This is a genomic window from Bradyrhizobium sp. 1, from assembly GCF_023073315.1.
Classification (GTDB): Bacteria; Pseudomonadota; Alphaproteobacteria; order Rhizobiales; family Xanthobacteraceae; genus Bradyrhizobium.
The window spans coordinates 174,493-198,497 of record NZ_JADPJH010000002.1 but is presented as its reverse complement, the minus strand read 5'-3'; the positions used below and the strand labels follow the sequence as shown (position 1 = coordinate 198,497).

22 protein-coding genes are annotated in these 24,005 nt (G+C 65.2%); 13 read left to right on the top strand and 9 right to left on the bottom strand.

The features are described from left to right. Positions 1-12: 12 nt before the first annotated feature. Both IVB29_RS00905 and IVB29_RS00900 read right to left on the bottom strand, forming a co-directional pair. Positions 13-1,059, bottom strand: coding sequence for an ABC transporter substrate-binding protein (locus IVB29_RS00905; protein ID WP_247501501.1), 1,047 nt, complete (start codon positions 1,057-1,059; stop codon positions 13-15). A 30-nt stretch (positions 1,060-1,089) separates the two neighbouring features. After that, positions 1,090-2,184 carry an ABC transporter ATP-binding protein gene (locus IVB29_RS00900; RefSeq protein ID WP_247501500.1) on the bottom strand — a complete coding sequence of 365 codons (1,095 nt, stop codon included), beginning with the start codon at positions 2,182-2,184 and terminating at the stop codon, positions 1,090-1,092. Positions 2,185-2,272: 88 nt separating this feature from the next. On the opposite strand from IVB29_RS00900, the gene IVB29_RS00895 reads away from it, so the two are divergent. After that, positions 2,273-3,655, top strand: coding sequence for an amidase family protein (locus tag IVB29_RS00895; RefSeq protein ID WP_247501499.1), 1,383 nt, complete (start codon positions 2,273-2,275; stop codon positions 3,653-3,655). On the opposite strand, the gene IVB29_RS00890 is transcribed toward IVB29_RS00895, so the two are convergent. Continuing rightward, entirely contained in the window at positions 3,652-4,401 is a 750-nt protein-coding gene (locus IVB29_RS00890; protein ID WP_247501498.1) for an aspartate/glutamate racemase family protein, read from the bottom strand. The genes IVB29_RS00895 and IVB29_RS00890 overlap by 4 nt on opposite strands. 2 nt (positions 4,402-4,403) lie before the next feature. Then, on the bottom strand, positions 4,404-5,114 hold the full coding sequence (locus IVB29_RS00885; RefSeq protein ID WP_247501497.1) for a GntR family transcriptional regulator: 711 nt from the start codon (positions 5,112-5,114) through the stop codon (positions 4,404-4,406). A gap of 199 nt (positions 5,115-5,313) precedes the next feature. Here IVB29_RS00885 and IVB29_RS00880 point away from each other — a divergent pair, with 199 nt between their 5' ends. Genes IVB29_RS00880 through hydA form a run of 5 tightly spaced genes read left to right on the top strand, consistent with a single transcriptional unit; the run spans position 5,314 to position 10,088 of the window. Continuing rightward, positions 5,314-6,318: an ABC transporter substrate-binding protein gene (locus IVB29_RS00880; RefSeq protein WP_247501496.1), complete on the top strand. Its 1,005-nt coding sequence runs from the start codon at positions 5,314-5,316 to the stop codon at positions 6,316-6,318. Further along, complete coding sequence (locus IVB29_RS00875; protein ID WP_247501495.1) at positions 6,302-7,153, top strand: ABC transporter permease; 852 nt, start codon at positions 6,302-6,304, stop codon at positions 7,151-7,153. The genes IVB29_RS00880 and IVB29_RS00875 overlap by 17 nt, the downstream gene beginning before the upstream one ends. Next, positions 7,153-7,929 carry an ABC transporter ATP-binding protein gene (locus IVB29_RS00870; RefSeq protein WP_247501494.1) on the top strand — a complete coding sequence of 259 codons (777 nt, stop codon included), beginning with the start codon at positions 7,153-7,155 and terminating at the stop codon, positions 7,927-7,929. The genes IVB29_RS00875 and IVB29_RS00870 overlap by 1 nt, the downstream gene beginning before the upstream one ends. Positions 7,930-7,938: 9 nt before the next feature. After that, positions 7,939-8,667 (top strand): aspartate/glutamate racemase family protein, encoded by a 729-nt coding sequence (locus IVB29_RS00865; protein ID WP_247501493.1) that lies wholly within the window; start codon positions 7,939-7,941, stop codon positions 8,665-8,667. A gap of 11 nt (positions 8,668-8,678) precedes the next feature. Beyond that, positions 8,679-10,088 carry a dihydropyrimidinase gene (gene hydA / locus IVB29_RS00860; RefSeq protein ID WP_247501492.1) on the top strand — a complete coding sequence of 470 codons (1,410 nt, stop codon included), beginning with the start codon at positions 8,679-8,681 and terminating at the stop codon, positions 10,086-10,088. A 25-nt stretch (positions 10,089-10,113) separates the two neighbouring features. Here the strand turns inward: hydA and IVB29_RS00855 are convergent, their stop codons facing one another. The 5 genes from IVB29_RS00855 to IVB29_RS00835 all read right to left on the bottom strand — a co-directional run bounded on the left by IVB29_RS00855 (position 10,114) and on the right by IVB29_RS00835 (position 14,790). Further along, positions 10,114-11,154, bottom strand: a complete 1,041-nt coding sequence (locus tag IVB29_RS00855; protein WP_247501491.1) for a tripartite tricarboxylate transporter substrate binding protein — start codon at positions 11,152-11,154, stop codon at positions 10,114-10,116. 205 nt (positions 11,155-11,359) lie between these two features. Beyond that, complete coding sequence (locus tag IVB29_RS00850; protein ID WP_247501490.1) at positions 11,360-12,115, bottom strand: siderophore-interacting protein; 756 nt, start codon at positions 12,113-12,115, stop codon at positions 11,360-11,362. A gap of 18 nt (positions 12,116-12,133) precedes the next feature. Then, on the bottom strand, positions 12,134-12,823 hold the full coding sequence (locus IVB29_RS00845; protein WP_247501489.1) for a class I SAM-dependent methyltransferase: 690 nt from the start codon (positions 12,821-12,823) through the stop codon (positions 12,134-12,136). 105 nt (positions 12,824-12,928) lie between these two features. Further along, a complete protein-coding gene (locus tag IVB29_RS00840) occupies positions 12,929-13,753 on the bottom strand; it encodes a helix-turn-helix transcriptional regulator (RefSeq protein WP_247501488.1) in 825 nt (274 codons plus the stop codon). 98 nt (positions 13,754-13,851) lie between these two features. Beyond that, positions 13,852-14,790, bottom strand: coding sequence for a LysR family transcriptional regulator (locus IVB29_RS00835; RefSeq protein ID WP_249806201.1), 939 nt, complete (start codon positions 14,788-14,790; stop codon positions 13,852-13,854). A gap of 171 nt (positions 14,791-14,961) precedes the next feature. On the opposite strand from IVB29_RS00835, the gene IVB29_RS00830 reads away from it, so the two are divergent. From IVB29_RS00830 to IVB29_RS00800, 7 genes are all read left to right on the top strand, one after another. Beyond that, on the top strand, positions 14,962-15,582 hold the full coding sequence (locus tag IVB29_RS00830; protein WP_247501486.1) for a UbiX family flavin prenyltransferase: 621 nt from the start codon (positions 14,962-14,964) through the stop codon (positions 15,580-15,582). 23 nt (positions 15,583-15,605) lie between these two features. Beyond that, the gene (locus tag IVB29_RS00825) at positions 15,606-17,021 is read left to right on the top strand and encodes a UbiD family decarboxylase (RefSeq protein WP_247501485.1); all 1,416 of its coding nucleotides are present in this window, start codon (positions 15,606-15,608) and stop codon (positions 17,019-17,021) included. Between the two features lie 124 nt (positions 17,022-17,145). Beyond that, positions 17,146-17,985, top strand: a complete 840-nt coding sequence (locus tag IVB29_RS00820) for a helix-turn-helix transcriptional regulator (protein WP_247501484.1) — start codon at positions 17,146-17,148, stop codon at positions 17,983-17,985. A 143-nt stretch (positions 17,986-18,128) separates the two neighbouring features. Next, complete coding sequence (locus IVB29_RS00815) at positions 18,129-21,140, top strand: molybdopterin cofactor-binding domain-containing protein (RefSeq protein WP_247501483.1); 3,012 nt, start codon at positions 18,129-18,131, stop codon at positions 21,138-21,140. Then, a complete protein-coding gene (locus IVB29_RS00810; RefSeq protein ID WP_247501482.1) occupies positions 21,137-21,952 on the top strand; it encodes an FAD binding domain-containing protein in 816 nt (271 codons plus the stop codon). The genes IVB29_RS00815 and IVB29_RS00810 overlap by 4 nt, the downstream gene beginning before the upstream one ends. Further along, a complete protein-coding gene (locus IVB29_RS00805; RefSeq protein WP_247501481.1) occupies positions 21,949-22,467 on the top strand; it encodes a (2Fe-2S)-binding protein in 519 nt (172 codons plus the stop codon). The genes IVB29_RS00810 and IVB29_RS00805 overlap by 4 nt, the downstream gene beginning before the upstream one ends. Beyond that, positions 22,460-24,004: an AMP-binding protein gene (locus tag IVB29_RS00800; protein WP_247501480.1), complete on the top strand. Its 1,545-nt coding sequence runs from the start codon at positions 22,460-22,462 to the stop codon at positions 24,002-24,004. Before IVB29_RS00805 ends, IVB29_RS00800 begins: the two co-directional genes overlap by 8 nt. Position 24,005: the final 1 nt, after the last annotated feature.

Below are 24,005 nucleotides of genomic sequence, written 5' to 3'. Positions count from 1 at the left end.
CCCCCACTGGTTTTAGATCTTGATCTCGCGATTAAAACGCTCGATCCAGGCCGAGCGCTGCTCGTTGATCTTCTTCCAGTCCTGGAACACGAATTTCTGCTTCAATTCGGTGGTGTCCTTGGCGAGCACGCGCGCGATCTCGCCGCCCATCGTGACCTTGGAATTGGTCGGCACGATCAGATAGGGCGGGTTCATCAGCGTGGTCTGCACTTCAGGCGTCAGCGACGCCTCGATCAGCTTGAAGGCGAGCTCGCGGTTGGACGAGTTCTTGACGATGTGGATCGTGGTCTTGAAGGCGATGGCGCCTTCCTTCGGCGCCACGAACTCGACCGGCACGCCGCGCGCCTTGAGGATCTGGATGGCGTTGAAATTGCCGGGCGAGATGTCGATCTGGCCCTGCTGGAACAGGGTCGCGAGCGCGCCGGGATTGGCGGCGACGGCGGCGAGATTGGGCTTGAGCTCTTCGATCGCCTTGAAAGCGGGATCGACGTTTGCTTCAGAACCGCCGCGCATCTTGGCGATCTCGACCAGCCAGCCGGTGCCGAGCGTCGAGTTGAGGTTGGTGATGCCGACGCGGCCCTTGAACTCCGGCTTCCAGAGATCGGCCCAGGAGGTCGGCGGCGTCTTGATCGCTTCCGGATTGTAGGTGAGGCCGACGACCTGGAAGAACGGGGCGGGGCCCATCGGCTCCTGCGCTTCGGAGATCAGGTCCTTGTAGTAAGCGCTCTTCTCGACGGGGTAAGGCTCGACCAGATCCTGGCCGATCGCGACGAGAGCCGGACCGGGATCGTGCAGCATGACGTCGATCGGCGGATTGGCCTTGGCGGCATTCACCTTCGCGATCTGGTCGACCGAGAGCATGGGGTCGAGCACCATCGCGGCATCGGCGTTCGCCTTGCGGAACGCCGGCACCAGCACGGCCTTGTGCGCTTCCTCCCAGCTACCGGTGAAGGTCGCAAACACCAGCGGACGGGCCTGGGCGTAGCTCAATCCCGGAAACGCCTTCATGGCGCCGAGTGTCAATGCGGTCGTCATCAGGCTTCGGCGGTTCATGATCATGTTCGAACTCCCTCTGGACAAAGACTGGATCTAAAGCGTTGCGGGAAAAGCGTTGGCGAGCGATGGCGCAAGCGGTGCGAGGCGCACCGCAGCGCCACTCTCCAGCGCGCGCGTCTCGCCGATGCGCGCCTGGGAAACCTTGACGCCGGAGCCGTCGGCGGTGGTGACCTCGTGCACGACCGTGGCGCCCAGCGGCAGCGACATGCCGACGACGCCGGCAAAGCCGGTCTCGTCGGCGACGAATTGCAGATGCTCGGGGCGGATGCAGACGGTGACGCGGCCACCCTCGGTGAGGACGCCGCCCGCAGGCCGCGCAATGATCTCCGCGCCGGCATCGAGGCGTACTTTGGCGGCGGTGCGGTCTGCCGATATCACGACGCCGGGCATGCGGTTGCTGGAGCCGACGAACGTGTTCACGAACAGGGTCTGGGGCCGGTCGTAGACGTCGGACGGCGTGCCGAACTGTTCGAGCTTGCCATGGCCCAGCACAGCGACGCGGTCGGCCATCGACAGCGCTTCTTCCTGGTCGTGGGTCACGATCAGCGTGGTGATGCCGGAGACGCGATGGAGCCGCTTGATCTCGATCTGCATGTCGAGCCGCAGATTCTTGTCGAGCGCGGCAAAGGGCTCGTCGAGCAGCAGGATCGACGGCTTGATCGCGAGCGCACGGGCGAGCGCGACGCGCTGCTGCTGGCCGCCGGAGAGCTGCCGCGGCAGCCGCTCGGCCATCGCTGGCAGCTGCACCAGCTCCAGCAGGCGCTGGGCCTCGCGCTGGCGCGTCGCCTTGTCGATGCCGCGCGCGGCGAGGCCGTAGCCGACGTTCTCGCTGATCGACAGGTGCGGAAACAGCGCGTAGTTCTGGAACACGATGCCGACCGCGCGGCGGTTCGGCGGCAGCGCGTCGACGATGTCGTCGCCGATGATGATGCGCCCTTGCGACTGCGCGATGAAGCCGGCGATGATGCGCAAGAGCGTGGTCTTGCCGCAGCCGGAGGGGCCGAGCAGGGCGATGATCTCGCCGCCCTTGACGTCGAGATTGATGTTCTCGACCGCGAGCGCACCGCTCGGATAACGGTGGGTGACGGCGTCGACGACGAGCGATCGGCCGCCTTGCGCTTCAGCCATGGTGTTGCCTCCCGTGACCCCCTAAGAGAAAGCAAGTCTCGTGCCCGCCGCGCTCGCCTTTCGATGCGCGGTTTGGCATTGTGGGGCGATGACATCGATCTGCGACCTCACCGCCACAACCCTTGCGCGCGCCATCGCCAGCGGCGAGCTCTCTTCGCGTGACGCCATCGAGGCGCATCTCGCGCGGATCGCGGAACAAGACCGGCAATTGGCGGCGTTCGTCACGGTCGATGCCGAGGGCGCCCGCCGTGCCGCGGAGATCTGCGATGCCGCGTCCGCGCCGGTCGGCCCGCTGCATGGCGTGCCCGTCGGGATCAAGGACCTCACCGACACGGCGGGGCTTGCGACCACCTACGGTTCGGTGCTGTTTCGCGATCATTTGCCGGCCGAGGACGATCTCGTGGTGGCGCGGTTGCGGCGTGCCGGTGCGATCATTCTGGGAAAGACCAATACGCCCGAATTCGGCTTCGGTGCCGTCTGCACCAATAAATTGTGCGGACCGACGCGCAATCCGTTCAATGCCGCGCTGACCTCCGGCGGATCGTCCGGCGGCTCTGCCGTCGCGGTCGCGGCCGGCATGGTGCCGCTCGCGCATGGCACCGATTTCGGCGGCTCGGTGCGTACGCCCGCGAGCTTCTGCGATGTCGCCTCGATCCGGCCGACGCCCGGCCGCGTCCCGTCGCCGCGTCGTCCGCTCGGCTGGGACATGCTCGCCACCCACGGCTTCCTCGCCCGCGGTGTCGATGATCTCGAACTTGCGTTGTCGGTATGCTCGGGACGTGACGCGAACGATCCGCTCTCGATCGGCATCACCAATGACGATAGGCCGATCGCGGGACGTCCGCGGATCGCAGTGACGCCCGATTTCGGTATCGCGCCGGTATCGCGCGATGTCCGTGCGCGTTTTGCCACCGCCTGCGAGGCGCTCGCCGGCGTTGCCGATGTCGTGCCATCCTCGCCCGATTGCAGCGGTGCGATCGAAACCTTCCGCACGCTGCGCGCCGCGCACGTCGCCAGCAGCTATGGTGAGCTGCTCAGCACGCGCCGCGCCGAGCTCACGCCCACCGTGATCTGGAATATCGAGGCGGGCGCAAAGCTCTCCGCGGAAGATTATCTGAACGCCGAGCGCCGCCGTACCGCGATCTACCGCAGTTTTTGCGAGCTGTTCACCCGTGCCGATGTCCTGGTCGCGCCAGCCGCGTCCGTGTTCCCGTGGCCGAACGAGATCAGCGATGTCACCGCGATCGACGGCACGGCGCTGGAGACGCCGATCGACTATCTCGCCGTCACCTTCATCGTGTCGCTGGTCGGCTTCCCGGTCCTGACCTTGCCGGTGCGGCGGAATGTCAGCGAGCTGCCCTTCGGCATCCAGATCATCGCGCCGCCCGGCTGCGAACCCCGTCTGTTTGCGTTTGGCCGTATGATCGAGAACGAACTGGGTTTTTCGCATCGCCGGCCAAAGCTCCCCTAGCTGTCGCGATGCTCGAGCCGCGCGGCGAGCGCGTCGGCAAGGCCAACGGTGGGTTTGGCGGCGGGCCGGCGGAACGTGCCCGCTGTCGCCTTGCGCAAGCGCAGCGCCACCAGCGCCTCGGCTTGCTTCACGGCAGCGACGACCTGATCGACGACGGGGACGGGGATCCGGTCGGCGACGCGCTCGGCAAGGCCCGACAACGGCGCGCCCGCAAAGATCAGGACGTCAGCCTCGTCTTCGACGATGGCGCGCTGTGCGAGCGCGACGAGCAGGTCCTCCTTCTCCGTGCCGACGTCGGAGATCGCCTGGAACGGCGTATCGAGCATGCGGATGCCGGCGCAGCGCTCGCGCAGCCCGTGATCGCGGACGCATTCCTCGTACCAGGGGCCGAGCGCCTGCGCGAAGGTGACGATGGCGAAGCGGCGTCCGGCCATGCAGGCGGTCAGCATCGCGGCTTCAGCCAGGCCGATGACGGGAATGTCGAAGGTTTCGCGCGCGGCGAACAGGCCGGGATCGCCAAAGGCAGCGATGATCGCGGCATCGACCTTGGTGTGCTGCTCAGCCAGCATCTCCAGCGCGATAGCGCCGCCGATCTGCGCCTCGGTGCGCGTGGAGATATAGGGCACACCACGGGACGCCGTGCAGGGGATGATCTCGGTGCCGGGAGAGGCTGCGCGCTGCCCGACATCCGTCATCAACCGGGTGACTGCGGTGCTGGTGTTGGGATTGAGCAGCAACAGCTTCATGGTCACGCCGCCGTCAGCTTGGGTTGTGAGAGGGCGAGCGTCTCGAGCAGCGCGGTGCCGGTCTGGCGGACATGGGCGCCGAGCAGGCGTCCCGCCGCTTCGCTGTCGCGCGCCTCGAGGGCCGCGAGGATGCCGGCATGCTCGTCGACCGAATTGCTCCAGCGGCGGTCGGCGCCGAGTGCGAGATAACGCGCGCGTTCGGCGCGGGAAATCAGCGTCTCGTGCGCCTCGCGCAGCGGCGTGTTGCGCGCCATGCGGACAATGGTGTTGTGGATTTCGCCATTGATGGCAAAATATTCGTCGAGCTTGCCGCTGCGGTGATGCCCCTCCATCCGGGTCTGGAGCGTCCGCAGGCGGGCGAGATCGCGTTCTGTGGCGCGCACCGCAGCAAGCTCTGCCGCCAGCCGCTCGATGCCGGCGAGGGCCTCGAACAGCTCCGAAATTCCGTCGATCGCGATGCCGGCGATGCGCGGACTGCGGTTGGGGCGAAGCTCGATCAATCCCTCGGCGGCCAGCACCTTCATCGCCTCGCGCAGCGGCGTGCGCGATACGCCGAGCTCCTTCGACAGTTTTGTCTCCTGGGTCTGCGACCCCGGCGGCAGCTCGCCGCGAATGATCATCGTCCGCATCCGCGCGGCGGCGCGCTCGTGCAGGCCCATCCGCTTGAGTTTGGGCGACTTTCGTCCCTTCGGCGCTTCCGATTTTGGTTGCACGCGTGCCTCACTTCCCGGCTTGATCCTAGCCGTTTCCGGCCCCTTGGCTTGCCCAAAATACCGACGCATCTCGCTGAAAACAATGGCATACCGCGCAAATTGTATGCAGCATGCAGAAACCGGATTGCGCTGCGGCAAAGCTCGACCGATGATCTCGGCAAGACGCGCGAGATCTCGCGCCTTCGAAACGGAGTGAGCGATGCGGACGAGTTTGCGACTGGGCCTCGTGGTGATGGCGGCAATGTTCGGCGGGGGCGACCTGGCCATCGCGCAGACCGCGAAGATCAAGCTCGGCTATGCCAAATGCGCGCACTGCCTGCCGATGTCGCTGATCTCAGGCATGGCGAAGGGCGTCGAGGTCGAGGCCACCGGCTTCAACTCGGGCAATGACGTGCTGACGGCCTTGGTGTCGAAGAGCATCGACGTCGCGCAGGTCACCTACCTCCACTACATCACGGCGCTCGACAAAGGCTTTGATGTCGTCGCCGTGTCCGGCCAGATCAACGGCGGCTCGGAATGCTTGTCCTCGGCGAAGCTGAACCTGCCGCCCGAGGACTGGGCCATTTTCAGGGCCACCGTTGCGAAAGCGAAGAGCGACGGCCAGCCGCTGAAGGTCGCGGCCTCCCGCGGCAACGCGCAGGACATCCACATGCGCGGCGCGTTCCTGAAGCAGGGCGTCGATCCCAACAAGGACATCCAGTTCATCAACATTCCCAACCCGTCCGATCATCTCGCAGCGTTGCAGCGCGGCGAGGTCGACATGATCTGCACGGTCGAGCCGTTCGCCTCGCAGATTCGTCTTGCCGGGGCCGGCAAGCATTTTGTGCTGCCGTATGACCAGGCCGCGGGCAATCTGACCAATCTGATCGTCACCCGTTCGGACGTGATTGCCAGCCAGCGCGCCGGGGTTCAGGGCGTCGTCAGTGCCGTGGTCGAACTCGACAACAAGCTGATCGCCGACAAGACGCTGTGGATCGACGTCATCAACAAGCTCACCGGCCTCGACAAGAATGTTGCGACCGAGGCGCTGAAGAATGCCGCGCCCGACCCTGCGATCCATCGGTCGCAGACGCTCGCGATCGCTGCGATGATGCGAGACCTCAAATACATCTCGAAGGACGTCTCCGCGGAAGCGGAGAAGAACATGGATTATTCGTTCCTGGAGCAGGCGACCGGAAAAACCAAGAATGACCTCGGTTATTGATGCAGCTCCAGCAAGGCGCGCGTTTCGGCTGACGCGGCTATTCCAGGGGCTCGAACGCGTCGTCGTCCCAGGGCTGTTGATCGCGGGCTGGGAAGCCTTTGCCCGCAGCGGCGTGCTGCCGCCGGCGCTGCTGCCGGCGCCGAGCGCGGTGCTGCATGCGCTCGGCGACTGGGTGTTCGGCTTCGACGAGACCACGCAGACCTATTCCGGGCACTGGCTGCGCGATGCGATGGCCAGCGCCCTTCGCGTCTTCGGCGGCTTTGCACTGGCAAGCCTGCTCGGAATCCTCGCCGGCGTCGCCATCGGCTGGTCGCGCCTGTTCGAGAAGACGCTGGAGCCGACGCTGCAGATGCTGCGTCCGATCCCGCCGGTGTCCTGGATTCCGCTCGCGATCATCTGGTTCGGCATTGCCGACAAGCCGGCGATCTTCCTCGTCTTCCTCGGCGCCTTCTTTCCGGTGCTGATGAACGCCATTCACGGCGTCAAGACGGTCGACCACAATCTCGTGCGTGCCGGTGCGATGATGGGCGCCAACCAGCGGCAGATGCTGACCGACATCGTGTTGCCGGCGGCGCTGCCCTCGATCTTTGCTGGTCTGCGCATCGCGGTCGGATCGGCCTGGATGCTGACGGTCACGGCCGAAATGGTCGCGGTGAAAAGCGGCCTCGGCTACGTGCTGTGGGATTCCTATTATTTCCTGCGCTATGACATCGTGCTCGCGGCGATGATCTCGATCGGGCTGCTCGGCTATCTCTCCGATTTCGGCCTCAAGGCGGTCATGGCGCGCACGCTGCGCTGGCAGCAGACGACAACAGTGCAGGGCAGGGCGGGCTGATGGCGGCAATCGAGCTTCGCAACATCGTCAAAGTGTTTTCCGACAAGCGGCGCGGCCGCGACCTGCTGACACTGGACAACATCGATCTCGACATCGAGGCCAATGATTTCGTCTGCCTGCTCGGCCCGTCCGGCTGCGGCAAGTCGACACTCCTGAACATCATCGCCGGCTTCGAGCAGGCGACGTCGGGGCGGACGCTGGTCGATGGCAAGCAAGTGGAGCGGCCGGGCTCTGATCGCGGCGTCGTGTTCCAGCAGCCGACGCTGATGCCGTGGCTCACCGCAATCGACAACATCGCCTTCCACCTCAAGCTCAAGGGCGTCGGCAAGGCCGAGCGGTACGATCGCGCGATGGAGTTCATCGATCTCGTCGGCTTGCGCGGTTTCGAGCACCACCATCCGTCCGAGCTGTCCGGCGGCATGAACCAGCGGGTCGGCATCGCCCGCGCGCTGCTGATGAACCCGAGCGTCATCCTGATGGACGAGCCGTTTGCGGCGCTGGACGCCCAGACCAAGCTCGAAATGCAGGAAGAACTCGTGGCGATCTGGCAGAAGCGCCGCTGCACCATCGTGTTCGTCACCCACAGCGTCGACGAGGCACTGGTGCTCGGCAACAAGATCGTGGTGATGACGAAGCGGCCGGGCCGGATTCGCGAGGCCGTGAACTTCGGCATGCCGCGCCCACGAGATATCACCAGCCCCGAATTCAATGACGCAAAGCGCCGCATCCTGTCCCTGATCCGGGAGGAGTCGACGCGCCTTGCACAGGCGTCGTAAGGTAAGGCCATGCGTAAACGTCTCGGCATGATCACGCCGTCCTCCAATTCGGTGCTGGAGCCGATCACCAGCGCCATGCTGTCCGGTGTCGACGGCGTCACCGCGCATTTCTCGCGCTTCCGTGTCACCGAGATCGCGCTGGACACGGCGGCGCTGAACCAGTTCGATGCTTCCGTGATGCTGCCGGCAGCGGATCTGCTGGCGGACGCCAAGGTCGACGCGATCGCCTGGAATGGCACCTCGGCGAGCTGGCTCGGCATCGGCCGCGACCGGAGCCTGTGCGAAGCAATCACCGCGCGCACCGGCGTGCCCGCGACGACATCGACGCTTGCCTGCATCGATGCCGCCCGCGCACTCGGCGCCGAGCGTGTCGGCCTGGTCTCGCCCTATACGGATGATGTGCAGCGGCGGATTGGCGATGTCTGGGCCGATGAGGGGATCGCCCCGCATGCCGTGCGGCATCTGGGCCTGCGCGACAATTTTTCCTTTGGCGAGGTTGAGCCCGCGACCATCGTGGACATGATCCGTGCAGTGGCGGCGGAGGGCGCCGATGCCGTCGTCATTCTCTGCACCAATCTCGATGGCGCCGCGCTGGCGGCCTCGCTCGAACGGGAGCTGGACATCGCCGTACTGGATTCGGTCGCGGTCACGCTGTGGCGGACCCTCGAGCTCGCCGGTGGCGACATCGAGGCTCTTGCGGAGTGGGGCCGGATATTCCAGACATCTTCTATCAAGTGACGGAGACTCCTGTGACGCAGCTCGATCTCGCCATTCGCGGCGGCACCATCGTGACGGCCAGCGACGAGTTTCGCGCCGATATCGGCATTCGCGACGGCCGCATCGTCAGCATTGCCGAGAGCATCGAGGGCGCAGCGCGCGAGATCGATGCGACGGGGCTGCTGGCGCTGCCGGGCGGCATCGACAGTCACGTTCACATCTCGCAAGCCTCGGGCCCCGACGTGGTGATGGCGGACGATTTTGCCTCGGCGACGCGCTCGGCGGCAGCCGGCGGCAACACCATGGTGCTGCCCTTCGCGCTCCAGGAGAAGGGCACCTCGCTCCGAACCTGTGTCGAGAACTACCGCAAGCTCGCCGAGGGCGAGTGCTACATTGACACGGCTTTTCATCTCATCATCTCCGATCCGACCGCGGTCGTGCTCGGGCAGGAGCTGCCGGCGCTGGTCAAGGATGGCTACACCTCGTTCAAGGTGTTCATGACCTATGACGACCTCGTGCTCAGCGACAAGCAGCTGCTCGAGGTGTTCGACGTCGCGCGCCGCGAGGAGGCGCTGGTGATGGTCCATTGCGAAGGCTACGACGCCATCCGCTTCCTCACCAGCAAGCTGGAGCGCGAAGGCCACATCGCGCCCTATTATCACGGCACCTCGCGGCCGCAGGCCGTCGAGCGCGAGGCGACGCATCGCGCCATCAGCCATGCCGAGGTGATCGGCGTTCCCATCATGATCGTGCACGTTTCCGGGCGCGAGGCGATGGAGCAGGTGCGCTGGGCGCAGCAGCGCGGATTGCCGGTGCATGCGGAGACTTGCCCGCAATACATCACGCTCACGGCCGACGATATGAAGGGCCTGAACATGGACATCACGGGCGCGAAATATGTCTGTTCGCCGCCGCCGCGCGACGCCGAGAGCCAGCAGGCGATCTGGGAGGGCATCACGACAGGTGTGTTCCAGACCTTCTCGTCCGACCATTGCCCGTTCCGCTATGACGATCCCAAGGGCAAGCTGACGCCGAATTCGCGGACGTCGTTCCGCTGGGTGCCGAACGGCATTCCCGGCATCGAGACGCGGCTGCCCATTTTGTTTTCCGAGGGCGTCTCGAAAGGGCGCATCAGCTTGCAAAACTTCGTCGAGCTGACCGCGACCAACCATGCACGCATCTACGGCCTCTATCCGCGCAAGGGCTCGATCGGAATCGGCTTTGACGCCGATGTCGTGCTGTGGGACCCGAAGCTGACCAAGAAGATTCAACAGGCCGATCTGCATCACGGCGCGGACTATACACCATGGGAAGGCTTTGACGTCACAGGCTGGCCCGTCACCACCATCGCGCGCGGTCGCGTGGTGTACGAGCAGGGCAGAATCGTCGGCGACAAGGGCGCGGGCGAGGTGCTGAGCCGCGGCAAGTCGAGCCTGGTGTGACCATCATATCGCTCGATGTGATTGATCACATCGGCTCGATGCCGATCTTCTTGATGATCCCGGCCCATTTCGTGGTCTCGGACGTCATGAAATTCGTCAGGCCTTGCGGGTCCATCACCAGCGGCTCGGCGCCCTGCTCGACGAAGAGGGCGCGCACCTTCGGATCGTTCACGGCTTCGACCATCGCTTTATAGAGTTTGTCGACGACGGCCTTGTCGGTATTCGCCGGGGCAAGCAGCGCAAGCCACGCGGCACTCTCGTAATTCTTCAGCCCGGCTTCGGCCGCGGTCGGCACATCGGGCAGCGCCGTCATGCGCTTGTCGCTGGCAACCGCGAGTGGGCGCGCATCTCCGCTCTTGATCAGGCCAAGAACGTTCGGCAACAGCTGGAAGCCGAGCGGGACCTGGCCCGCGATGAAATCAGGCGTGTAGGCGGCGATGTTGCGGTAGGGAACGTGCGTGAGCTCGGTGCCGGTGAGCTGCTCGAAATAAGCGGCCGACAGATGTTGCGACGAGCCGACGCCGACCGTGCCGTAATTCAGCTCCCGCGGGTGCGCTTTGGCGTAGTCAATCAGCTCGGCCAGCGATTTCGGCGGCAGCTTCGAGTTGATCACGATGACGTTCGGCAGTGTCGCGAACAGCCCGATCGGGGCGAGGTCCTTCAGCGGATCGTAGGGGAGATCTTTGTACAGCGATTTGTTCGCAGCCAGCGGGCCGGAGGTGCTCATCAGTAGCGTGTAGCCGTCCGGCGCGGCATGCGCTGCGGCCGCGGTGCCGATATTGCCGCCGGCGCCGGGGCGATTGTCGACGACGAAAGCTTGCCCGAGTGTCGTGGACATGCGGTTGAGCAGGATGCGCGTGATGACGTCGCTGGCGCTGCCGCCGCCAAATGGCACGAGCACCTGCACCGGCCGGGCGGGATAATCTTGCGCGTTTGCAGTCCGCAGCCCGGCGGCTGCGAGCAGGGCGCCGCCTCCGAACGTGAGCAGCGACCTTCGGTCGGGGCGAAACCCCTCGCTCTGCTGCTGAACGATGTCCGTGATCTCTCTGCGACCAAACCGTGTCATCTCGGACTGAATCTCCCGACTGTGTCTTGTTCTGCGAACGGGGAGTGTCCGGGACACGAGTCGGGGATCAGCGCCAGGTTCGCGATTTTCTGCGCCTGGATCGTAATTAGCAGGTCGATGCGACCGTCATGCCTGCTCGTCTCAAAACTTACCAACCCGTCTCATTCTGCAGTGGGCGCGACATCTTGTCCGAGCGAGACGAGGCCTAATCGAGTCCAGTCTTGCCCGGTGCCCAATAGGCCTTTGCCTTGATCTGTGACGATGCGACACCCGCAGCTTTCAGCGCGCGGCTGATGCGCTGGATCGAGGATGCCTTGCCCGTCAGGACGAACTGCGCTCCGTTTGCAGCAAGCCGCAGCAATTCCGCTTCGATGGTCGCGAGATGAACATCGTCGGCGCTGCGCGCGATCAATCTCGCCTCGCTGAGGTTGATAGCCTGCAGCACTTGCCGCGACTCCACGACGTCACTGGCTTCGAACATGTGGAGCGTACCGCCTGCTCGTAGAGACTCGCGCAACGCCGCCGCAAGGCCGAACGAGGTCTCATCGCCGAACAGAATGACAGGCGCATCCAAGTCGGCAAGATCGAGCGAGCGGCGCGGACCGAAGAACTGGCAGATATCGCCTTCGCGCAAGCCGCTTGCCCACCGGCTGCCGGGGCCATCGCCATGCGAGAATGCGAGCAGCCGTGTCTTGCCGCTGCCTGCGTCCCACGACATCGGCGTATAGGTCCGCGCGCTCAGGCCCGCGCCCATCGCGACCTGGATCTTCTGGCCGGTGGTCCAGGGGACCTCCCTGAGTGCTTCGCCTTCGAGCTCCGCGAGCCGAAAGCGCGGCGAGAGCGTTTCGACGGCAGCGACGCGCGCAGGGCGCATCAGCCACCGCAGCAACATCCGCGTGACGCGTCCCTGCGCGGCCTGCGATCGTTCAGAGAGTTGCGGCTGCTGGCTGGGTTCGTTCAAGGCTTGGCTCCTGGATGATCAGGTCTTGATCGTGAGTTCGTTGCCGCGCCCCGGATTGAAAGGTAGCGACAGCGAGAGATAACCGTTCCGGGGATCGCGGACGTAGTCGATGTAGCCTGAGGCTTCCTCGAACGCGTTCTCGCCGACGATGAGCGCGCCGGGCTTCAGGTGCGGCTCCAGCAATTTGAGAATGGGAAGGTAGAGCGTGAAGGCGCCATCGAGCATCACCATGTCGATGTCGCCGCCGAGGTCGGAGTTGAGGGTTTCGCGCGCATCGCCGAGCCGAAACTCGACGAAATCGGCGAGCCCCGCTGCGGCGACGTTCGCCCGCGCCCGCTCAATCTTGCCGGGTTCGAGATCGCTCCCGATCAGGCGGCCGCCGCCCATGTCGCGCAGCGCTGCTGCCATGTAGATCGCGGAAATCCCCATCGAGGAGCCGAACTCGACGATGCGTTTCGCCTTGCAGGAGCGGACGCACATGTAGAGAAAGAGTCCCAACCGCGGCGAGACGCTCAGGAAGTTGTCTGCGAAACCGTTGTAGAGCCCCTTCAAGTCGCGGCCTTCGGCCTCGATGATCCGGCCAATGATCTCCTCGCGGCTGCTCGTCCCATTTGTGAAGGTCTGTGCTAGCGGCGCATCAGCGGCTTCCGCTTCCTGATGGAGACGACGGAGAACGTCGGCGGCAAGGCCGTCAGTGAGTGAATCCATGTCTGTCGGCTCCTTTGGAATGCGCACGGTGCGCGTCGGAGCCTGGATACGAAATTGTCCCTCCGGCCGCATTCCGCGGACGGGACAATCGATTGCGATTTCCGGTCAATGTGCAGCGATGCGGCGTTCGGCCAGATATCGCGCCGGTGGCTTGCCCAGCGCTTTGCGGAACATGGTGACGAAGGCGCTCGCGCCCTCATAGCCGAGATCGAGCGCCACGGTCTGGACCGAAGACCCCTGGTCAAGGCGTTGAAGCGCGATGAGGATGTGGAGCTGCTGGCGCCAGCGGCCAAAGCTCATGCCGGTCTCGCGTTGCAGGATGCGCGTGAGGGTGCGCGGCGCCATTGCGATACGCCGGCCCCAATCGTCGATGGTCGCGCGGTCGGAGGGGTCGGCTATCATCGCGCTCGCCATCCGGCGCAGCCTGGTATCTTCAGGCATCGGGAAGCGCAGCTCTTCGGCGGGTGCCATCGACAGCTGGTCCAGCAGCACCGTTGCGATCCGGCCATCGGCGCCGTCGATGTCGTACATAACAGGCATGTGGGTGGCATGTACCAGCAGCCGTTCCAGCAAAGGAGAGATCGTCAGCGTACAGCATTGCCGGGGCAGCCTCAGTGCCGCATCCGGCGCGACGAACAGGCAATAGACCTCGACATCGCCGGCGACATTCACGCTGTGGGCGATATCACGGGGAATCCAGACCGCGCAGCGCGGTGGCACGATCCAGACGCTTTGCCCGGCTTCCAGCCTGACGACGCCGCGCAAGGCCAGGACAAGCTCGTCCTTGCGATGCGTGTGCATGGCGACTTCCGTGCCCTTCGTCACCATCTCGCCGCCGAATGCGGCGATGGCACGCGGTACGTCCTCGGGATTGAAATCGATGGTGTGATCGGGGCGAAGATCACCGTCATTGAGCCGGAAGAAGGGCATGGTGTGCGAATGATCGATCCGGGAGGTGAGCTGAACCCAACCAATATCAGGCCGACGACCACGACTTTCAACGCGTCGAGATCAAATCTCGACGGGTTCTAACCAGCTCGCTTCCGTGGCTTCCTGCGCGAGGACGGCTCCACGAACTCCCTCGCCACGGCTGCGGCCTGGGCGAGGTCGTTGCTGATGACATCCAGCACGGCCTTTGCCGCGACCGACACCGCTCGCCTGGGGTGATGCACCCAGGCAATCGAGCGTACGATCCGCTGTTCGTCGAAGCGATGCGCGCGGATGGTGCCGCTTGCAAGCGATTGCCGGAGTGCGATGGTCGGCAGCACGGTTGCGAAATCGGTGGTCGCGATCACGTCGCAGAGGGCAGGCAGGGTGTCGAGCTCCAGCCGCGGGCGCAGGTCAATGCCGATTGCGGCGGCGTGCTCATCGAGGATCAGGCGCAGGCCGTGGCGCTTCGAGGGCAGCACCAGATCGAAATTCGCGATGTGGTCGAAACGCAGTTTGGCGGGCGGTTTGATCGGGCTGTCCTTGCGGCAGGCGAACACCATCTCCTCGTCCATGATGTGATGCGCGGCCAGCGGCGTCTTCCGGCGCGGCACGTTGATCAGCGCGAAATCGAGCTGGCTGGTGTTGACCCAGTCGACCAGCGTCTCGGTATAGCCCTCGCAGGCCGACAGCGTGATTTCGGGATAGCGGCTGGCAACCGTCGCCGACGAACTCGCCATCGTGCTCTGCGCGACCGACGTGATGAGGCCGACCGAGACGCGGCCCGAAATGCGCCCGCCGAGCTGCGCCATCTCCTGGCGCGCATGCTCGGCGTCGCGCACGATCGGCGCCGTCAGCCGCGCCAGCGCCTCGCCGGCGCTGGTCAGCGTCATGCCCTGGACGCTGCGGTCGAACAGCTTTTGGCCGAGCTCGGCCTCGAGCTTGGCGATCTGCATGCTCAGCGCCGGCTGCACGATGTTGAGCTGGCGCGCGGCCCGGGTGACGTTCTTTTCCTCGGCCAGGCACAGGAAATATTGCATCTGCCTGAGTTCCACGGACTTGTCCTTTGTTCGCCGGTCTCGCTCTCGATCCATCATTTCAGATGATCGATGATATAATCAATCATTATTTGTGGTGATGGCTTGGAATGCCTAGTCTCATGACGGAGCGCAGCCCTCAAGGACGCGTGCCCAAGGAGCGAAATCCTAAATATGCAGGACGCTACGCCCAAGCGGATGATCATCGGCATCTCCGGCGCCTCGGGCGTCACCTATGGCGTGCGCCTGCTGCAACTCCTGCGCAATGCCGGTGTCGAGACCCATCTGGTGATGTCGAAGACCGCCGAGCTGACTTTTGCCTATGAAACCGATTTGAAGATCGCGGAGGTGAGGGAACTCGCCAATGTCTGTCATGCGATCGACGACATGGCCTCCGCAATCTCGAGCGGTTCATTCCGCACCGCCGGGATGATCGTGGCGCCGTGCTCGATGCGCTCGATGTCCGAGATCGCTTCGGGCGTGACCACGACGCTGCTCACGCGCGCCGCCGACGTCGTGCTGAAGGAACGCCGCCGCCTTGTGCTGATGGTGCGCGAGACACCGCTGCACACCGGGCACTTGCGGACGATGACCGCACTGTCCGAGATGGGCGCGATCATCGCGCCGCCCGTGCCCGCCTTCTACGCCAAGCCCGAGAATATCGAAGACATGGTCGAACACACCGTCGGCCGCGTGCTGGATCTGTTCGACATCGATATCGGCGTGGTGCGCCGCTGGGGCGAGGATGAGGCGCTCAAGCGCCGCTCGCCGTCGCTGCGCAAGATCGCGCCCTGACCTGAAGACTTGAGGAAAGTCATATGCAAATGGAAACTCCGACCAAGCAGGGTACGCCGTCGGATCTGCGCGCCTGGCTCGCTTATCTCGCCGAGCGCGGCAAGCTCGCCATCGCCCGCGAGGGCATCGGACTTGCCGACGAACTCGCTGCCGTCGCCAAGCGGCTGGAGCGCGACAGTGCGGTGCTGTTTCCGCGCCCCGACGGGCATGCGATTCCTGTTGTCGCCAATCTGTTCGCCGGCCGCGACTGGGTCGCCGATTCCCTCGGCGTGACCGAGGACCAGCTGCTGCCGCGGTTCCTTGCCGCCGCAAGCAATCCGCTGCCGACACATGAGGTTCCGAGCGGGCCGGTCCAGGACGTCGTCCTTGAGGACGTCGACCTGCTGCGCCAGCTTCCGGTACCCAAGCACAATGAGCGCGACAGCGGTCCTTACATCACGGCCGGGCTGCTGATCGCCCGCAACCCCAAGACCGGCGTTCAGAACGTCTCGATCCACCGCTGTCAAATCAGCGGCAAGAACCGCATCGGTGTGCTGCTGCTGCCGCGGCACACGTTTTCCTACTATCGCTTCGCTGAGGAGATGGGCCAGGCGCTGGAGATCGCGATCGTGATCGGCGCCCATCCGGCGCTGATGCTGGCATCGCAAGCCATCGCCGCGCTGGATGAGGACGAGATGGCGATCGCTGGCGCGCTGCTCGGTGCACCCGTGGACGTCGTCAAGTGCCGAACCAATTCGGTTCGCGTTCCCGCCCATGCGGAGATTGTGATCGAAGGGCGCATCCTGCAAGGCGTGCGCGAGCCGGAAGGTCCGTTCGGCGAATTCCCCCAATATTACGGTCCGCGCGCCAATCGCGAGGTGATCGAGGTCGACGCGATCACGCATCGCAAGAATCCGATTTTCCACACCATCGTCGGCGGCGGTTTTGAGCATCTGATCCTCGGCGGCGTGCCGCGCGAGGCGACGCTGCTCCAGCATCTGCGCCGCAGCTTTCCCAATGTGCTCGACGTCCGCCTGACGCGCGGCGGCACGTGCCGCTACCATCTCGCGATCAGAATCGACAAGACCAATGATGGTGAGCCGAAGAACGTCATGATGTGCGCTTTCGGCGCGCATTACGACATCAAGCAGGTGATCGTGGTCGACAAGGACGTCGACATCTCCTCTTCCGAGGAGATCGAATGGGCGGTGGCCACGCGCTTCCAGGCCGATCGCGACCTCATGGTCGTGTCAGGCGCGCTCGGCTCAAAGCTCGATCCGACCACCGACAACGGCATCAGCGCCAAGATGGGCCTCGACGCAACCGCGCCGGTCAGCGCGCCCGAGCTTGCTTTCAAGCGCATCCGCGTCAAGGGCGAGGAGGAGGTCAATCTGGCCACCGCCTTGCAGGCCGACCCGAGCGCCGCGGTCGCGCGGCTGCTTGCAGAGGCGCGGACATGAGCGGGTTATGGGCCGATCAAGACTTGCGTCGGTTTGCGCGGTTGGAATATGTAGCTGGTGCTGCTTATAGTGCTGCGCCAACAAGCCAACCATTTTGCGGCGCAATGCCGGGAGGAAGGAACTGATGTCGACGGCCCTGCGCATCGCTCATGGCGCTTTTGGCAGGGTCGCGCTGCTCGACATGGATCGTTCACTGGTCCGCCACGCTCATCATCACTGCCACGTCCTGCTCAAGGTCGAAGGCGCCGACACCCAGTTCATGGTCGGGGACCAGGTGACGCCGCTGACGGACACCGCCGCCGTGCTGGTCGACGGCTGGAAGCCGCACGCTTATGTGCATGACGTCAATCGCCCGAAAACCCTCATCATGGCGCTCTATATCGAACCGGAATGGTTGAAGGAGTTCCGTCCCGGCTGGGCCGCGAGCGGCGCACCGGGCTTTTTCGAGCGTCCCTCGGGCGAGGTGTCGCCGCGCATCCGTCAACTCACGCTGCATTTGGCGGCCGAAATGATGGCGAATCCGGATGCGGTGCGGACCCACGAGCAGACGCTGTCCGACCTTATGATCGCGGTGATCGAGCGCTTCACGCCCTGGCGCAGCTTCCCGACCTCGATCCGCGGCATGAGCGCGGTGAGCTGCGACTGGCGCATCCGCCGCGCGATGGATGCGATGCGGGTGCACGATTCCTATGCCAATGTCGATCAGTTCGTGAAGGGCGCAGGGCTGTCGCGCGCGCAGTTCTTCCGCCTGTTCGAGACATCGCTCGGCGTCTCGCCAAAGCTCTATCTCAACGTCGTGCGCATCGAGCGCGCGCTCGATGCTGTCATGCGCGAGGACACGCCGCTCGGCGAGCTCAGCGAGCGGTTTGGCTTTCCGGAGCCCGCGCATTTCACGCGGTTCTTCCGCGATCACGCCGGTGTCAGCCCGCGCGAGTTTCGCAACGTCTCGCGTCTTGCGGGTTGAGGCTTGCAGGCTGATATTGCGCTGCACGCGCGCGAATGAGACGATTTGGTAAGTCGTGAGAGCGGGCGGTATGGCCCCCGCATCCCCTGTCCTGACATCTGTCACCGTCGCGTCAAAGAACGCGTCGGGAGGTATGCCGGGACATGGTGCAGGCTGCGGTTCAATCCGCAAATTCAGTCGATCAGGGTGACGACAGGCCGTGGGTCGGGCGTTCGATCGAGCGCGTCGAGGACGCCGCGCTGCTCTCTGGCGGCGGCCGCTTCATCGACGATCTCGGCGTTGCGCCCGGCACGTTGCACGCGACGATTTTGCGCTCGCCGCACGCGCATGCCGATATTCTTTCCATCGATATCGAAGCCGCGAAGCGTCTGCCGGGCGTTACCGCAGTCCTGACCGGCGAGGCCGTCAAGGCGGTCACGACAACCCTCGTTGTTGGCGTGAAGGCGCCGGTCGAGTGCTGGCCCATTGCGATGGACCGCGTGCGCTATGTCGGCGAGCCCGTGGCTGTGGTCGTCGCAACTGATCGTGCGCGCGCCGAGGATGCGGCGGAGCTGATCAACGTCGAATACCGCCCGCGCGGCGCCGTGGTCGATCCGCTCGGTGCGCTCGTATCAGGCGCCCCGGTCCTGCATGACGGCTTCCCCGGCAATCTCGCCAGCGAACGCGCGTTCCGTTACGGCGATCCTGAAAAGGCCTTTGCCGATGCGCCGCATCGCTTCTCGATCGACATCCGCTATCCCCGCAATTCCTGCACGCCGATCGAGACCTATGGCGTGGTCGCCTCGCATGATGCCGGCGAGGACGCCTATGAGGTGCTCGCCAATTTCCAGGGCCCGTTCAGCATCCACACGGTGATTGCGCGCGCGCTGAAAGTGCCGGGCAACCGGCTGCGGCTGCGCACGCCGCCGGATTCTGGCGGCAGCTTTGGCGTCAAGCAGGGTGTGTTTCCCTACATCGTGCTGATTGCCGCTGCCGCACGCGTCACGGGACGGCCGGTGAAGTGGATCGAGGATCGGCTCGAGCACCTCACCGCATCGGTGTCGGCGACCAACCGCGCGACGACTTTGTCGGCGGCGGTTGCGGCTGACGGAAAAATCCTCGCGCTGGATTGGGACCAGGTCGAGGATTGCGGCGCGCACCTGCGCGCACCGGAGCCGGCGACGCTCTACCGCATGCACGGCAATATGACCGGTGCCTACGACATTCGTCACGTCAAGATCCGCAACCGCGTCGTCGTCACCAACAAGACGCCGACCGGCCTCAACCGCGGCTTTGGTGGACCGCAGGTCTATTTCGCGCTGGAGCGATTGGTTCAGAGGATCGCAATAAGTCTCAAGCTCGATCCGCTCGATGTGATCAAGCGCAATCTGATCGACGCGGGCGCGTTTCCCTATCGCACCGCGACGGGTGCCTTGCTCGATTCCGGCAACTACCAGGAAGCCGTCGCGCGCGCGGCCGCGCAGGGCAGGCTCGCGGAACTCAAAGCGCGGCGCGACGAGGCACGCGCGCAGGGGCGTCTCTACGGCATCGGCTTCACAGCGGTGGTCGAGCCCAGCGTCTCCAACATGGGCTACATCACCACCGTGCTGACGGCGGCCGAGCGCCGGAAAGCCGGGCCGAAGAACGGCGCGCAGGCGACAGCGACGGTCGGGCTCGATCCGGTCGGCAGCGTCACGGTTCATGTTGCCTCCGTGCCGCAAGGACAGGGCCATCGCACCGTGCTGTCGCAGGTCGTTGCCGACGTCTTCGGCCTCCAGCCGAAAGACATCCGCGTCAACACCGAGATCGATACCGCCAAGGATGCCTGGTCGATCGCTTCAGGGAATTACGCCAGCCGGTTTGCGGCAGCCGTGGCCGGCACGGCGAAGCTCGCGGCCGAGCGTGTCGCCGGCCGTCTCGCGCGCATTGCCGCCAGCCAGCTGAACGTCGAGGCCGCGGACGTCGTATTCGCGCGCGGCTTCGTTGCCTCAAAACACAATCCGGAGAACCGCATCGCGTTCTCGCGCGTCGCCGCGCTCAGCCACTGGTCGCCGGGCTCGCTGCCTGATGATGCCGGCCAGACCATTCGCGAGACCGTGTTCTGGACACCGCCGGAACTGACGCCGCCCGACGAGGACGATCGCATCAACTCCTCGCTTTGCCACGGTTTCATTTTCGATTTCTGCGGCGTCGAAATCGACCGCGTTACGCTGGAGACGCGGATCGATCGTTACGTCACCATGCACGATTGCGGCACCATTTTGCATCCCGGCATGGTCAACGGCCAGATCCGCGGCGGCTTTGCGCAGGCACTCGGTGCTGCGCTCTACGAGGAATATGCCTACGCCGAGGACGGCAGCTTCCTCACGGGAACGCTGGCCGACTATCTGCTGCCGACCACGACCGAGGTGCCGGAGCCCGAGATCTTCCACATGGAGACGCCGTCGCCGTTCACGCCGCTCGGCGCAAAGGGCGTCGGCGAAGGCAATTGCATGTCGACGCCGGTGTGCCTCGCCAATGCGGTCGCGGATGCGCTTGGCGTTGCCGACATCACCCTGCCGCTGGTGCCGGCGCGACTGGCTGAGCTCGTGCGTGGCGCCGAGCCGCCGGCGCCCGCTGGCGGTGCGACGGCTGCTCCCGCGCGCGAAGGCGACCGGCAATTGCGCGGCGAGGGACAGGCGTCCGTCAAAGGCGCGCCCGAGCAGGTCTGGGCGATGCTGCTCGATCCGAACACCTTGCAATCCGTCATTCCCGGCTGCCAACGCGTCGACAAGGTCACCGACACGCATTTCCGCGCCGACGTCACGCTCGGCATCGGCCCCGTCAGCGGACGCTACCGCGCCGATGTCGAGCTGTTCGATCTCGATCCGCCGCGCGCGGTGACCTTGCGTGGAGGAGCGACCGGTGCGCTCGGCTTCGGCAACGCGGAGGGGCGCATCACGCTCGCGCCCGATGGCAATGGCGGGACAAAGCTGACCTACAACTACGACGCCGCCATCGGCGGCAAGGTCGCGAGCATCGGCGGCCGTCTGCTCGACGGCGCCACGCGGGTGATCATCGGCCAGTTTTTTACCGCGCTCGCGCGCAGGGCCGGCGGCGGTGGCGCCGAGGGCGGCGGCTTGTCGCTGTTCGCGCTGCTGGCCAAGGTCGCCAGCCTGTTCGGGGGGCGCCGATGAAGCCGCCCGCATTCGACTACCTCCGTGCCGAAACCGTCAGCGACGTGCTCGAAGGGCTTGCGCAGCAAGGCGGCGATGCGCGCGTGCTCGCGGGCGGGCAGTCGCTGATGGCGATGCTCAACATGCGCCTCGCCAAGCCAAAACTGCTGATCGACATCATGCGGCTCAAGGAACTTCGCCGGATCGAGCGGAAGGGCGACGCCGTCGTCATCGGCGCAGGTGTGCGCCAGGCTGACCTGCTGGCGTGGCCCGAGCTTGCGGACGCGCTGCCGCTGGTGGCGCTGGCGCTGCCCTGGGTCGGGCACATGCAGACCCGCAGCCGCGGCACCATCTGCGGCTCGCTGGCGCATGCCGATCCCAGTGCCGAGATGCCGCTGGCGCTGGTCGCGCTCGGCGGCGAAGTGCTTTTGCGCAACGCCAAACGACGTCGCCGCGTCGCGGCCAAGGACTTCTTTGCCGGCATGATGCTGACCGCGCGTGCAGATGACGAGCTGATCGAGGCCATTTCATTGCCCGTCATCAAGGGATCGCGCTTCGCATTCCGCGAGGTCGCGCGCCGTCACGGCGATTTCGCCATCGTTGCCTGCGCGGCGATGAAGATTCCGACGGGTGTTCGCCTCGCAGTCGGGGGCGTCGCCGATGTCCCAACCGCGCGCAACTGGCCGCGGCTGGAAGGCAGTGCGCTCGACGATGCCCTCAACGCCTTTGCCTACGACCTCGGCGCTCGCGACGACGTCCACGCCACCGCGCGTTACCGCCGCGATCTCGTGCGGATGATCGGCCGTGATCTGATCGGCGAGGTGCTGCAATGACCCGTCTCAAGGCCGATGCCCGCCATTCCGTCCGTTTCACACTCAACGGCAGGCCCGCCGAGGGCGAGGCCGAGCCGCGCATGCTGCTCTCCGACTTCCTGCGTCACCAACTTGGCGCGACCGGCACCCATGTCGGCTGCGAGCACGGCGTCTGCGGCGCCTGCACCATCGTCGTCGACGGCATGCTGACCCGGTCCTGCCTCACGCTCGCGGCGCAGGCCGATGGTTGCGATCTCAAGACGGTCGAAGGGCTCGCGCCCTCGGCCGACCGGCTCGGCGTGCTGCAGCAGGCGTTTCGCCGCAACCACGCGCTCCAGTGCGGCTTCTGCACGGCCGGCATTTTGATGTCGCTCGACCATTATCTCGCGAAGAACTCGGCGCCGACCGAAGCGGAGACCCGCGATCTCCTCAGCGGACATATCTGCCGCTGCACCGGCTACACCCCGATCATCCAGGCGGCGCTCGAAGCTGCCGCGAAACTCGCTTCATCCAAAAAAGAGACGTCCGATGCTTGATCTCGCCAGCAGCTTCATGGCCAGCGCCGCGCGCGATCCCCACGCCGTCGCATTGGTCGACGGCGATCTCCGCCTGACCTACCGGCAATGGTACGACAAGATTTCGGCGCTGGTGCTGTCGTTCGACCGCCTCGGCCTCAAGCCCGGCGACCACGTCGTCACGCTGCTGCAAAATCGCTGGGAGGCCGCGACGCTGCACTGGGCCTGTCAGTTCGCAGGGCTCGTGATCACGCCGATCAACTGGCGCGCCAAGGCCGACGAGCTCGACTACTGCATCGAGGATGCCGAAGCCTGCGCCATTGTCTATCAGGACATTTCCGCCGAGGCGGTGCAGGGGTCGGCGCTCGCAAGCAAGCTGCTCCGCGTGTCCGTCGATCCCGGGACCGGCGACGCCACCAGCTTCGCGGACCTGATCAGGGACAGCGCGCCGGATGCCGAGCCGCGCGTCGGCGCCGATGCCTGGTCTATCATGCTCTACACCTCGGGCACGACCTCACGTCCGAAGGGCGTGCCGCGCCGGCATCGTGCCGAGCGTGCGGCGGCGATCGCCCATGTCGCGCAAAATCTCTACGGCCGCGGCGAGCGTACGCTCGGCGTGATGCCGCTCTACCACACCATGGGAGTCCGCTCGCTGCTGGCGATGTCGCTGATCGGCGGCAGTTTTAGTTGCCTGCCGCGCTATGACAGCCGCCAGGCGCTGGCGCTGATCGAGAAAGAAGGGATCACCAACCTCTATCTGGTGCCGACGCTCTATCACGACCTCGTTCACCACGACGCCTTTGCCAAAACCGACGTGTCCAGCGTGCGCAAGCTCGGCTTTGCCGGTGCATCGATGACGGATGGACTGCTCAAGAAGCTGAACGATGCATTCAAGCCAAACCTGTTCGTCAACCACTACGGCAGCTCCGAGATCTACACGTTTACGATCGACCAGAATGCAGCCGCAAAACCTGGCTCGGCCGGCAAGGCGGGGTTGAACCAGCACGTGAAGGTCGTGCGCATCGGCGCGCGCTCGGTTGCGGAGCTTGCGGCGGTCGGCGAGGAAGGCGAGATCATCGCGACGCTCGCCGGCGACGAGTCCTTCGAAGGCTACTGGCGCCGCCCCGAGGCCGACGCAAAATCGCTGCGCGAGGGCTGGTATTTTACGGGCGATACAGGCTTCGTCGATCCCGACGGCGATCTCTTCGTCACCGGCCGCGTCGACGACATGATCATCACCGGCGGCGAGAACGTCTCGCCGGTCGAGATCGAGAGCTGCCTGTCGCTGCATCCCGCCGTCGATGAAGTCGCGGTGGTCGGCGTCGCCGATGAGAAGTGGGGCAAAATCGTCGCCGCCTTCGTCAAGCGCAACCGCGCCGTCTCCGAGGTCGAGCTGGAGCAGTTCTGCCGCACGTCGGGCCTCGCCAATTTCAAGCGGCCGCGCCGCTACGTCTTCGTCGACGCGATCCCGAAATCGCCGGTCGGCAAGCTGCTGCGGCGACTGCTCGTCGCCGGAGAATACGAGACCGAGCGCCTGCCGCCGTCTGACGCCGCCTGAA

Coding starts and splice junctions, on each gene's coding strand:
- IVB29_RS00905 (WP_247501501.1), bottom strand. CDS start 1,059: ATGATCATGAACCGCCGAAGCCTGATGACGACCGCATTGACACTCGGC.
- IVB29_RS00900 (WP_247501500.1), bottom strand. CDS start 2,184: ATGGCTGAAGCGCAAGGCGGCCGATCGCTCGTCGTCGACGCCGTCACC.
- IVB29_RS00895 (WP_247501499.1), top strand. CDS start 2,273: ATGACATCGATCTGCGACCTCACCGCCACAACCCTTGCGCGCGCCATC.
- IVB29_RS00890 (WP_247501498.1), bottom strand. CDS start 4,401: ATGAAGCTGTTGCTGCTCAATCCCAACACCAGCACCGCAGTCACCCGG.
- IVB29_RS00880 (WP_247501496.1), top strand. CDS start 5,314: ATGCGGACGAGTTTGCGACTGGGCCTCGTGGTGATGGCGGCAATGTTC.
- IVB29_RS00875 (WP_247501495.1), top strand. CDS start 6,302: ATGACCTCGGTTATTGATGCAGCTCCAGCAAGGCGCGCGTTTCGGCTG.
- IVB29_RS00870 (WP_247501494.1), top strand. CDS start 7,153: ATGGCGGCAATCGAGCTTCGCAACATCGTCAAAGTGTTTTCCGACAAG.
- IVB29_RS00865 (WP_247501493.1), top strand. CDS start 7,939: ATGCGTAAACGTCTCGGCATGATCACGCCGTCCTCCAATTCGGTGCTG.
- IVB29_RS00855 (WP_247501491.1), bottom strand. CDS start 11,154: ATGACACGGTTTGGTCGCAGAGAGATCACGGACATCGTTCAGCAGCAG.
- IVB29_RS00845 (WP_247501489.1), bottom strand. CDS start 12,823: ATGGATTCACTCACTGACGGCCTTGCCGCCGACGTTCTCCGTCGTCTC.
- IVB29_RS00840 (WP_247501488.1), bottom strand. CDS start 13,753: ATGCCCTTCTTCCGGCTCAATGACGGTGATCTTCGCCCCGATCACACC.
- IVB29_RS00835 (WP_249806201.1), bottom strand. CDS start 14,790: ATGCAATATTTCCTGTGCCTGGCCGAGGAAAAGAACGTCACCCGGGCC.
- IVB29_RS00830 (WP_247501486.1), top strand. CDS start 14,962: ATGCAGGACGCTACGCCCAAGCGGATGATCATCGGCATCTCCGGCGCC.
- IVB29_RS00825 (WP_247501485.1), top strand. CDS start 15,606: ATGCAAATGGAAACTCCGACCAAGCAGGGTACGCCGTCGGATCTGCGC.
- IVB29_RS00820 (WP_247501484.1), top strand. CDS start 17,146: ATGTCGACGGCCCTGCGCATCGCTCATGGCGCTTTTGGCAGGGTCGCG.
- IVB29_RS00815 (WP_247501483.1), top strand. CDS start 18,129: ATGGTGCAGGCTGCGGTTCAATCCGCAAATTCAGTCGATCAGGGTGAC.
- IVB29_RS00810 (WP_247501482.1), top strand. CDS start 21,137: ATGAAGCCGCCCGCATTCGACTACCTCCGTGCCGAAACCGTCAGCGAC.
- IVB29_RS00805 (WP_247501481.1), top strand. CDS start 21,949: ATGACCCGTCTCAAGGCCGATGCCCGCCATTCCGTCCGTTTCACACTC.
- IVB29_RS00800 (WP_247501480.1), top strand. CDS start 22,460: ATGCTTGATCTCGCCAGCAGCTTCATGGCCAGCGCCGCGCGCGATCCC.